The 11,156-nt window shown below is 34.2% G+C and carries 5 protein-coding genes, 2 tRNA genes and 1 pseudogene; 5 read left to right on the forward strand and 3 right to left on the reverse strand.

Features of this window, described 5'->3' with window-relative positions:
- A pseudogene (locus ACHZC3_RS06405) lies at positions 1–785 on the reverse strand (transporter); the annotation flags it as partial.
- Positions 786–852: 67 nt separating this feature from the next.
- The gene (locus ACHZC3_RS06410) at positions 853–1,881 is read right to left on the reverse strand and encodes a hypothetical protein (protein ID WP_394759046.1); all 1,029 of its coding nucleotides are present in this window, start codon (positions 1,879–1,881) and stop codon (positions 853–855) included.
- A gap of 101 nt (positions 1,882–1,982) precedes the next feature.
- Between ACHZC3_RS06410 and proS the strand changes: the two genes are divergently transcribed.
- From proS to typA, 5 genes are all read left to right on the forward strand, one after another.
- A complete protein-coding gene (proS, locus tag ACHZC3_RS06415; protein ID WP_394759047.1) occupies positions 1,983–3,461 on the forward strand; it encodes a proline--tRNA ligase in 1,479 nt (492 codons plus the stop codon).
- 92 nt (positions 3,462–3,553) lie between these two features.
- Positions 3,554–3,625: transfer RNA gene (locus ACHZC3_RS06420), tRNA-Glu, on the forward strand.
- Between the two features lie 25 nt (positions 3,626–3,650).
- Positions 3,651–3,722: transfer RNA gene (locus ACHZC3_RS06425), tRNA-Glu, on the forward strand.
- Between the two features lie 158 nt (positions 3,723–3,880).
- A complete protein-coding gene (gene rpsT, locus ACHZC3_RS06430; protein ID WP_394759048.1) occupies positions 3,881–4,132 on the forward strand; it encodes a 30S ribosomal protein S20 in 252 nt (83 codons plus the stop codon).
- A gap of 165 nt (positions 4,133–4,297) precedes the next feature.
- Positions 4,298–6,094, forward strand: a complete 1,797-nt coding sequence (gene typA, locus ACHZC3_RS06435; RefSeq protein ID WP_394759049.1) for a translational GTPase TypA — start codon at positions 4,298–4,300, stop codon at positions 6,092–6,094.
- 247 nt (positions 6,095–6,341) lie between these two features.
- Here typA and ACHZC3_RS06440 read toward each other — a convergent pair.
- Positions 6,342–11,156 (reverse strand): T9SS type B sorting domain-containing protein (locus tag ACHZC3_RS06440; protein ID WP_394759050.1); only part of this gene is annotated, 4,815 nt, incomplete at its 5' end.

An 11,156-nucleotide genomic window follows, 5' to 3' on the forward strand; every position in this document is an offset into this window, starting at 1 on the left:
GTTGATGAGCGGCGATAGTCAACAAAATGAGTGTTAATATTTATACCTAACATTAATTTATCTTGATATTGGGTAGCTGCATTAAATGTTACTTTTCCGTTATATCCTGTTGATTCAACTGTGTTTTCATGATAATAGTTTGCTCCACTAGGAACATTCGAAAAATAGGCTGTGTTGTTTGGATTTAATGGATCTACGGGATCAATTATAAAGGACTGATAACCTAAATAAGCTTGTTGATCTTCATAATTTAATTCTTCAAAAAAAGCATCTTGAAGTGTACTAAGTAAAATGCCGCCTCTTAAAGGATTTGCATTAGCATAACTCAAAAAATAGTTGTCTATAGAATTATTAGCATTCGTACCCGCTGAGAATAATGAATTGTCAAAATTATTAGTGTTTTCATAATTTATGGCAATCGAGAATTTTTTCCAATCACTATTTTCATGATTGTTTTCAAAAACAAAAACTGCTCCAGCTTGGTTCAAATCAAGCGAATTAGTATTTTCTGAAGTGTTTTTTCCAAAATAGTTCGAGTTGTTTTTGATGTTAAAACTACTTACTGATGCTGCTATTTGATTATTTGCAAAAACTACCGAACCAGCAGGATTTACATTAAGTGCAGATAAATCGCCACCTAGTGCGCCAAAAGCACCGCTCATAGCTCTAAAACGAGCAGTTCCGTTAAGGTTGTCTTGCGCATATCTATAGGCATCTGATACTTCTTGAGCTTGTACTGCTGAAAAACAGAATACTATTGTAAAAAAAGTAATATATTTTTTCATTTAATTTATTTTTAAGTCAATGAAAAACCAATGTATTTATGAATAAATACATTGGTTATATGATTTGTTACCCTCTACGTCCACCAGAACGACCTCCACCTGAAGAGCTTCCACTATTACTGCTTCCAGATGAAGAACGAGGTGAGTCATAACTTCTTGGAGACTCGTGAGTTCTAGGGCTTTCACTTCTAGGGGATTCTATTCTTGGTCTAGGAGTGTTAGTATTGTTTTCTCTAGGAGTTGATGTTCTAGGTCTTGGGGTATTGTTGTTATATCCTGAATCTGTATTGGATCTTGGAGTATTATATTCGTTACCTCTGGGTGATGTGCTTCTTGGTCTAGGTGTATTGTTAAATTCGGTACTTCTAGGAGATGTAGTCCTTGGATTTCTTGGTTGCGAGAAATTAGATCTAGGATTGTCTATGTTAGTGCTATTTCTTCTGTTTGAAGAATAACTTCTACCGCCATTGTTTCCATATCGGTCATTATAGGCAGAACCTCTTCTTCCGTGATTGTAAGCGTAATTGTTTCCATAATACCCATAATTGTTATATCCATAATAATTATTGTAACCATAAAATCCACAATTATTCCAATTATTCCAATTGTTCCAACCCCAATTGTTCCATCCACCGAAGCCCCAGCCACCATTCCAGCCCCAGCCATTATTCCAGCCATTATTCCAGCCACCCATGCCCCAGTTATTCCAACCCCAATTGTTGTCATAAACATTAATGGTTACATTTTCGCCATTATTACCCCAGCCTGAATAACTCTGAGTGGTGTTGTTTTGGTTCTGGTTTTCATTGTAATTGCTAGAGTAGTTGTCAACATCTGTAAGAACTTCTGTTTGTTCGTTACTATAATTATTAGCGTTTGAGCCAAAATATTCTTTGTATTTGTTGTTTGCTTCAACAGCTTGGGGATCTTGTTCTTTGTTCTCAATAGGTTGCTTTTGTTTTTCACCTCCATAAATCCCATCATTGTCGTAATATGATTTATTTTGGTATGAGCCACACGATACAGTAGCTAATCCTAACAACCCAACAACGGATTTTAGTATTGTGTTTTTTGAAAAAAAATAATAAGTTTTCATATCTATAAGGTTTTTTATTGTTGGACAATACAAAAATAGTTAGTTTTGTCGAACTATTTTATTTTTTAACAAGGTACAAAATTTGTGCCAAACTATTCAAGATGAGCAAGAACTTAACAACAAGAGCTGAAGATTATTCAAAATGGTATAACGAACTAGTGGTAAAAGCTGATTTAGCCGAAAATTCTGGTGTAAGAGGTTGTATGGTTATCAAGCCTTACGGTTATGCTATTTGGGAAAAAATGCAAGCAGAATTAGATAGAATGTTTAAAGAAACAGGACACAGTAATGCTTATTTCCCTCTTTTTGTGCCAAAGAGCATGTTTGAAGCTGAAGAAAAAAATGCAGAAGGTTTTGCTAAAGAATGTGCTATTGTTACGCATTATAGATTAAAAAACGATCCAGACAAACCAGGAAAATTAATGGTAGATCCAAATGCAAAATTGGAAGAAGAATTGATTGTTCGTCCAACTTCTGAAGCAATTATTTGGAGTACCTATAAAGGTTGGATACAATCGTATAGAGATTTACCATTATTAATTAATCAATGGGCAAATGTAGTTCGTTGGGAAATGCGTACTCGTTTATTTCTTCGAACTGCCGAATTTTTATGGCAAGAAGGTCACACAGCTCACGCCACAAGAAGCGAAGCTATCGAAGAATCTGAAAAAATGATGAATGTATATGCCGATTTTGCTGAAAATTTTATGGCAATACCAGTTATAAAAGGACTAAAAACTGAAACAGAACGTTTTGCTGGAGCTGAAGAAACGTATTGTATTGAAGCTTTAATGCAAGACGGGAAAGCCTTGCAGGCTGGAACTTCTCACTTTTTAGGGCAAAATTTCGCCAAAGCTTTTGATGTAAAATTTGCCAATGCTGAAGGAAAACAAGAATACGTCTGGGGAACTTCTTGGGGTGTTTCCACTCGTTTGATGGGAGCTTTAGTTATGACGCATTCTGATGATAACGGATTGGTTTTACCCCCTAATTTAGCACCTATACAAGTAGTTATTGTGCCTATTTTTAAAACAGATGAAGAGTTTGAAAGAATTTCTACTGTAGCTAATGATTTAGTAGTACAATTTAAAAAACTAAATATCTCGGTTAAATTTGACAATAGAACCACACAAAAACCAGGATTCAAGTTTGCGGAATGGGAGTTGAAAGGAGTTCCTGTCCGAATTGCTATTGGTCCAAAGGATTTAGAGAACGGAACTTTCGAAATTGCACGACGTGATACGTTGACAAAAGAAGTAAAATCGGCAGATGGAATCGCAAGATATATAAGCGACTTGTTAGAGCAAATTCAGAGTGATTTATTCAATAAAGCATTAAATTACAGAAACACACATATTACCGAAGTTTCTGATTTTGAAGAATTTAAAACAATTCTTGAAAATAAAGGTGGATTTATTTCAGCTCATTGGGACGGAACGCCAGAAACTGAAGAGAAAATTAAGGAACTAACAAAAGCAACAATTCGTTGTATTGCATTGGATAGAAAAGAGGAGACTGGAACCTGTATGCTCACTGGAAAACCTTCTGATGGAAGAGTTCTTTTTGCAAAAGCTTATTAAAATATAATAAAATATTGCAAAAAATGTTATTTGACTATTGCGAGAATAAAAAATAGTTGTATTTTTGCACTCGCATTACAAAATAATGCAATGGCCCGTTCGTCTATCGGTTAGGACGCATGGTTTTCATCCATGTAAGAGGGGTTCGATTCCCCTACGGGCTACAATTATTGATATTACAAAGTCTAAGGCCCGTTCGTCTATCGGTTAGGACGCATGGTTTTCATCCATGTAAGAGGGGTTCGATTCCCCTACGGGCTACAATTAGTTGTAAATAAGTTTTGTGAAATTTAAACTTGGTGTCTCGAGTTTTTATTTTATTAGTTAAAACCAAAGTGATTGTGTCAACAATTGTGGGAGGTTTTTCTTTTTTAACTGATAGTTTATAAATAATTATTACAATTAAAAAATCAAAAAAAATGGCAAATCATAAGTCAGCTTTAAAAAGAATTAGAAGCAACGAAAAGAGAAGAGTATTAAACAGATACCAACACAAAACAACTCGTAATGCAATCAAAGCATTAAGATTGTCAACTGTGAAGGCTGATGCTTCTGCAAAATTATCAAACGTAATCTCTATGATTGATAAATTAGCTAAGAAAAACATTATACACGATAACAAAGCATCAAACTTAAAATCTAAATTAACTAGATTCGTTTCATCTTTGTAATACTTATTGTGTTCAAATTTTATAAAAGCTCCTTTTTTAGGAGCTTTTTTTATTTACCTTAATGTAAGTAAAACGTTAACATATTTACTTCAAAATTAAAGAGATAAAACAATACTATGATTTAAGTATTTTTTTATGTACTTTTGCACCCACAAAAAAACACAGATGGAATCTATTAGAAACATTGCAATTATTGCTCACGTCGATCACGGTAAAACTACCTTGGTTGATAAAATCATGTATCACTGTCAACTATTTCGTGATAACGAAAACACAGGTGATTTAATTCTAGACAACAACGACTTAGAGCGTGAAAGAGGAATTACCATTACTTCTAAAAATGTTTCTGTACAATATAAAGGTACAAAAATTAATATTATCGACACTCCTGGTCACGCCGATTTCGGTGGTGAAGTAGAGCGTGTATTAAACATGGCCGATGGAGTTTGTTTATTAGTAGATGCTTTTGAAGGGCCAATGCCACAAACCCGTTTCGTATTGCAAAAAGCAATCGATTTAGGTTTGAAACCTTGCGTTGTAATTAATAAAGTTGATAAAGAAAACTGTACTCCTGAAGAAGTTCACGAAAAAGTTTTTGACTTAATGTTTGAATTAGGTGCTGAAGAATGGCAGTTGGATTTCCCAACCGTTTATGGTTCTGCTAAAAATAACTGGATGTCTGATCATTGGGAAAATGTAACTGATAATGTGGAAGCATTGTTGGATATGGTTATCGAAAATGTACCAGCTCCTAAAGTTTCTGAAGGAACGCCACAAATGTTGATTACTTCTTTAGATTTCTCAGCATTTACTGGTCGTATCGCGATTGGTAGATTAGAAAGAGGAGTTTTAAAAGAAGGTATGCCAATCTCATTAGTAAAAAGAGATGGTACAATAATGAAATCTAGAATTAAAGAATTACATACTTTTGAAGGTCTTGGACGTAAAAAAGTACCGGAAGTAATTGCTGGAGATATTTGTGCGATTGTTGGAGTAGAAGGTTTTGAAATTGGAGATACAATCGCCGATTCTGAAAATCCAGAAGCTTTACAAACTATTGCTATCGATGAGCCTACAATGAGTATGTTGTTTACCATTAATGACTCTCCTTTCTTTGGTAAAGAGGGTAAATTTGTAACTTCTCGTCATATTAGAGATCGTTTGACAAAAGAATTAGAGAAAAACTTAGCGATGAAGTTAGGTGAAACAGATTCGGCTGATAAATTCATGGTTTTTGGTCGTGGAGTACTCCACCTATCTGTTCTTATCGAAACAATGAGAAGAGAAGGTTACGAATTACAAATTGGTCAACCACAAGTTATTATCAAAGAAATTGATGGTAAAAAATGTGAGCCTATTGAAGAGTTAACTATCGATTTACCAGAAACACTTTCAGGAAGAGCTGTAGAGTTTGTTACTTTACGTAAAGGTGAAATGTTAAGCATGGAAACCAAAGGGGAGCGTATGATCATTAAATTTAATATTCCATCTCGTGGAATTATTGGATTGCGTAACCAATTACTTACCGCTACTGCTGGTGAAGCTATTATGGCTCACCGTTTCATTGGATATGAGCCTTACAAGGGTGAAATTTCTGGACGTAACAAAGGTTCATTGATTTCTATGGAAAAAGGAAAAGCGATTCCTTATTCTATAGATAAATTACAAGATCGTGGTAAGTTTTTTGTTGAACCAAATGCCGAAATTTACGAAGGTCAAGTAATTGGAGAAAACTCTCGTGGTGATGATATGTGTGTAAACGTAACCAAAGAGAAAAAGCAATCTAATGTTCGTTCTTCTGGAAATGATGAAAAAGCAAGGATTATTCCACCAATTATTTTCTCTCTTGAGGAAGCTTTAGAATACATTCAAAAAGATGAATATGTTGAGGTTACACCAAAATCTATTCGTTTAAGAAAAATCTATTTGACAGAAACTGACAGAAAAAGATTTAAAATCTAATTTAAAATCTTTCTTAAATATTGAAAACCATCAACGAAAGTTGGTGGTTTTTTTGTTTAATCAAATACACCATAGTTTGCCAAATCATTTGGGTTTATTCCTTCAAGTCAGACTATTTTCTATGCTACTGGTTGTGGGGTATTACTATATGCGAGCAAAGCAAACTGGCAAAGTAATCCTTCCGCTAAGTGATAAAAAAAGAAAAGTCCAACTTTCGCTGGACTTTCTATCTAAATTATATTTTGTATTATCGTTTCAAAGCGAAATTACCTTTCATGTTTCTTCCATCTTCGAACAAAACAGTATACCAATAATCTGTTGCAGGTAAAGGCGTCCCATTATACGTTCCGTCCCAGCCTTTTTCTGATGGAGAAATTTGTTTGATTAATTTCCCGAAACGATCAAAAATTGAAACAGTTGTTTTTCCACTAAATAGAGCACTCACACCACGAACATTCCAATAATCGTGAATACCATCACCGTTTGGAGTAAAAAATTGAGGAATTCCTAGAACATATATTTCTTCTGAAACTGTCCCGCAACCATTCATGTCTTTTGCATAAACAGTATGAATTCCCGCCATAACATTAGTGAAAATATTGCTTTCTTGGAATGGTCCAAATTCTTCATCTAAACTATATACATAATCACCAGGACCAGTTACGTTTACTGTAACCGTGTTATCATTGTTAGTAACTAAATCAACAATAGTGGTAGATAATATTGTTGCAAAATTTGATGCTACAACGGTTATAGTTCTTGTTCTAGGACAACCTTCAGGGATAGTTTTTACTTCAACAGTATATATTCCAGATTGATTAATCCCTAGTGGGTTAATATCTGTTAGTGTATAATTTGTTTCCCCAATAATTTCAACACCATCTTTAAACCATTTATAGCTATAATTTGAAATTGGAGTTCCGTCATTTATTCCAGCATCTAATATAATGTAAAGCGAAGATAAATTTTGACAAATAACTCCAGTGTCAACTAAGTTGATATTTGGTAACGGATTTACAACAAATGCAAGCGTTGTAGTTGCAGGGCAAGTTGTGTTTATTGGATTAGTAACTGTTACTGTTACATTTTGCGTTCCAGTTACAAAAGGATTTGGTAGTGGACTTGGTAAAGTTGTTCCAGTCCCATCAGTATATGTTACAATCATTCCAGTTTGTCCATTTAGGATAGTACTTTCATAAAGAGAAGTGTCAAATCTACTTTTGTTATCTGTATCAGAACCTGATAATAAATCATCACATGATGCTGGAATTATAACAGGATTTGCAACTGGTCTTGCATCTACCGTAAACTGTATTGTGGTTTCATCAATACAAGCTAGAGTTGTATTATTTGTTACACGTGCTTTTATAGTTTGAGTTGCTGTTAAAAAACTTGCAGGAAATGGGCTTGCAACTGGATTCCCTAGCGAATCTAACAAAGGATTTCCTAGTGAATCGTAATAAGTTACAGTAACAGGAAATGATTGATTGGTTCCTAATAATGTACTTTCTAAATTTGAAGTAGTGAAAGTATGATTTATAACCGCATCAGTAGTATTATCGTCGCAAGCTGCTGGAAATATAACTGGATTAGCAAATGGTAATTTTTCGACAGTTAGGAAAACACGAGCAAAACCATAACAAGCTTGACTAATTGTACTATCTACACGTCCCCAAATGGTTTGAGTATTTGGGATGTCATTTTGAAATGAATTAATTGGAGTTATAGGATTTGTTTGCGCATCTCTATCGACTATGTTTCTATAATAACTTATAGTATAACTTCCTGCAGGAAGTACCGTAGTAAGTAAGTCTGTTGAAACACTACTGATATCAAAAGTTATTTTTCCGTCTCGATCGTCATCACAGTTACTAAATGATCTAGTAAAAGTTGCTGGAATTTGTGTTGCTATAACTTGAAGGTTTATTTGAGCTGTTCTAAAACAACCATTTGCATTTATTACAACTCTTGTCCAAACGGTCATTGCAGCAGGTGTTGTATTTGTAAAAGCCAAAGGGTTGGATATCAATTGTGCAGCATTTGCTGTTTGAGCACCTAATAAAGTTGTATAATAAGTAAATGTTTCATTTACAAAATTTGTAGAAATTAAGTTATTATTGATAGTTAAATTTATTGCTGTTATAGCATCTAAATCATCATCACATTGAATAATGGTTACATCATTTACAACTGGTAAAGCATAAACGGTTAATGTGGCATCTGTCGAAAGTAATCCACAAGAATTTCCTGTTTTATCTAGCTGAACTCTATATTTATAACCATTCATAGCGTTTGTTACCGTAGTAATAGTTAATGTATTTGTTGTTACACCAGAATATGGAGCTGTATTTGTAGCATTATTCCAAGTCACGCCATCAGTAGAAACTTGCCATTGGTAAGTGTTTCCACCATTGTCAGTAAGTGTGATTGTTGCATTTTGTAATTCGCAAGTAGGAGCAATTGTAGGTTGTGTTGTAATTACAATAGGAGCAAAGGTTATGTAATTTGTTGTTGGAGTAGTATAACCAACTCCGCTGGTTACTTGACCATTTGCATTTACTGTTGGAGGAGCAATTGCTCCCAGTAATCCGTCGCTATTTGCGTCAGAAGTTCCTGTAAAACCAGCTTCAATTACATCGTTACACAAATCATTATCAGAATCTAATTCTCGGTAATTTTTTATTCCGTCACTATCAGTATCTGCAATTAATTCATCTGAATCTAAAATACCATCATTGTCTGAATCAGAATCTAAGTAATCAGGAACCAAATCTCCATCAGTATCTATTGGAGCGAATCCAGGTCCGAAAACATTGTCAAGTCCATCAAGATTTGTATCGGTATTTGAAACAGCAACTGAGGTATCTACTTGAGCTTCGATTGTATCTAAAATTCCGTCTCCATCACTGTCAATATCTAAATAATCTGGGATGTTGTCTGTGTCGGTATCTTTATAAACACAAGTAGCTACTAGTTTGAATGTTGATTTATTACCTGCTGAATTTAACAAGTTTTTATGAGTAATTTTGAAATTACTGGTTTGAAAAGATTGGAAACTAAATGTTCCACTTCCAGCTGCAAGAGGTGTTGTTCCATTCAAACGAAAACGAATTTCGAAAGAAGAATATTGTGTTACACCACTTTCGTAAATTCCATCATAATTAGTATCAATTAATAACTGATTTGTTGGATTTAATACAGTAACTGTTTTATTTGTATCTGAATTTACAACATATTCTGCATTTGAATTTAGTAAATCTGCTGCATTTGCAGTCATTGGATATTCTAATCGAATATTTGTGGGTTGCGAAAATGCTAGATTGTAAGCTGCTTCATATGTTTTTCCAGCTAAAACCTCTGTAATAAAACTACCATCAGTATTTCCTAAAAAAGGAATTGCCGCTGCAGGAGTTGTAGTTGTTACTATTCCTGTATATGTAATAATACTTTGTGGAATTGTACCACTTGGAACAGCCGTATTTATAATTTGATTTCCAAAAGACTCTGTACAATTTGTTATTCCATCATTATCTAAATCTATATCAATATTATCATTCACTAAATCACTATCACCACCATTTGTAGGGCATGAACTTACCGGAATTTTATCAGAAATTAGAGGTGGAGTTGGACAGGTTGAAATAGAAGCTACTATATGATAATACCCAGGAAGAGTAGGGGTATGCTGATTTGTATTTGCTCCAGCAATGGCTCCATCATTAAAATACCATTGAAAAACATCGAAAGAGGTTATACTACTTACGGCTAAATTAGCATTAGGAATACAGTTTAGCTGTCCTGCAACTACAATTTGTTGTGTTACTTCTGGTTTGAATGTAAATCCTGAATAAAACCCACCGTAAGTTGCTGCTCCACTCGAACCGTAATAAGATAAATACAGTGAACGTGTTGAAAATACTGATACATTTCCAGTTACTCCTTTAAGTTCATAAGTTTCGTATGTTGCATTTCCAGTTACGGAAAGTGGTCCAGTGAATGTTATTCCAACGGGAAGAGTGGCTAATGTATAGCTGTTTCCATCTATGATAAAGTTTAGTGTTGCACCTGTTTCTGTAACAATACAAACGGTTCCAGTAAAGCTTGGATCACTTCCTACTTGATTAATTAATGGGATATTGTTTATTATTTTAGGAGTTTCACAGCTTAATGGTGGTACAAAATGCATATTTTGATTGGCATAATTAGATCCTCCTCCGCCATCATCTCCTCCAATAGCTTGATAGACAAATGAATTTTTAGTAGTACGAATAAATAAGTTGTTATTTGCTGTAAAGTGTGATCCATTAAAATCGACATAGTCACCAGCATTAAGTGTTATAAATGGAGTTGCGCTCCCATTTATGAAAACTTCTGTGTTATTTTCATGAGCAATAACTACAGGTCTTTCTATTTCTGTAAAACCACTACCTTTTATTAGAATATATTCTTTCCCAGTTCGTTCTGCAGAAACTATTTGATCCAAACCAAAATCTAAATTGGTAGTAGGACTATTACTACCTGCAATCGACCCGCAATTTACAGCAATAGGTTTGTCAGAAGTTATTAATGCTCCTATTAATCCATCGGCGTTGGCAATAGTTGGTCCTTGAACCGCAATAGCAAAACTTTCACCACTATTCAAGATAATATTTGCAGGAGTACTACCAGCTGCCGCATTATTAACTAATACTACTCCTGGTGCAATATCTGAAAAGGATATAGTTGTATTATTTTCGGTTGCTAATATAGTTGCAAAAGTATAATAATTACTACTTAAAGATGGAGTGTCTTTGTTTAGGAAAGCACCTATTCTAAATTGGGTTCCTAAGGCAGCAAGACCTTTAGATACAATACTACCAGCATGAAATGCTGCAGCTATTCTTACAGAGGCATACACAAGATCTTGAGCTTCAATAATATAACCTTTATTATTTAAGATTGTATTTGCTTGTGATTGATCGATTAAAATTTGAGAACTCGAATTGTTACCAATATCTAACACATAAGGAGTGTCTCTAGAAACAGTTCCGTTTATTATAGTACCGCCTAAAGGAATTATTCT

The organism is Flavobacterium sp. (assembly GCF_043720215.1).
GTDB lineage: Bacteria > Bacteroidota > Bacteroidia > Flavobacteriales > Flavobacteriaceae > Flavobacterium.

Coding starts and splice junctions, on each gene's coding strand:
- ACHZC3_RS06410 (WP_394759046.1), bottom strand. CDS start 1,881: ATGAAAACTTATTATTTTTTTTCAAAAAACACAATACTAAAATCCGTT.
- proS (WP_394759047.1), top strand. CDS start 1,983: ATGAGCAAGAACTTAACAACAAGAGCTGAAGATTATTCAAAATGGTAT.
- rpsT (WP_394759048.1), top strand. CDS start 3,881: ATGGCAAATCATAAGTCAGCTTTAAAAAGAATTAGAAGCAACGAAAAG.
- typA (WP_394759049.1), top strand. CDS start 4,298: ATGGAATCTATTAGAAACATTGCAATTATTGCTCACGTCGATCACGGT.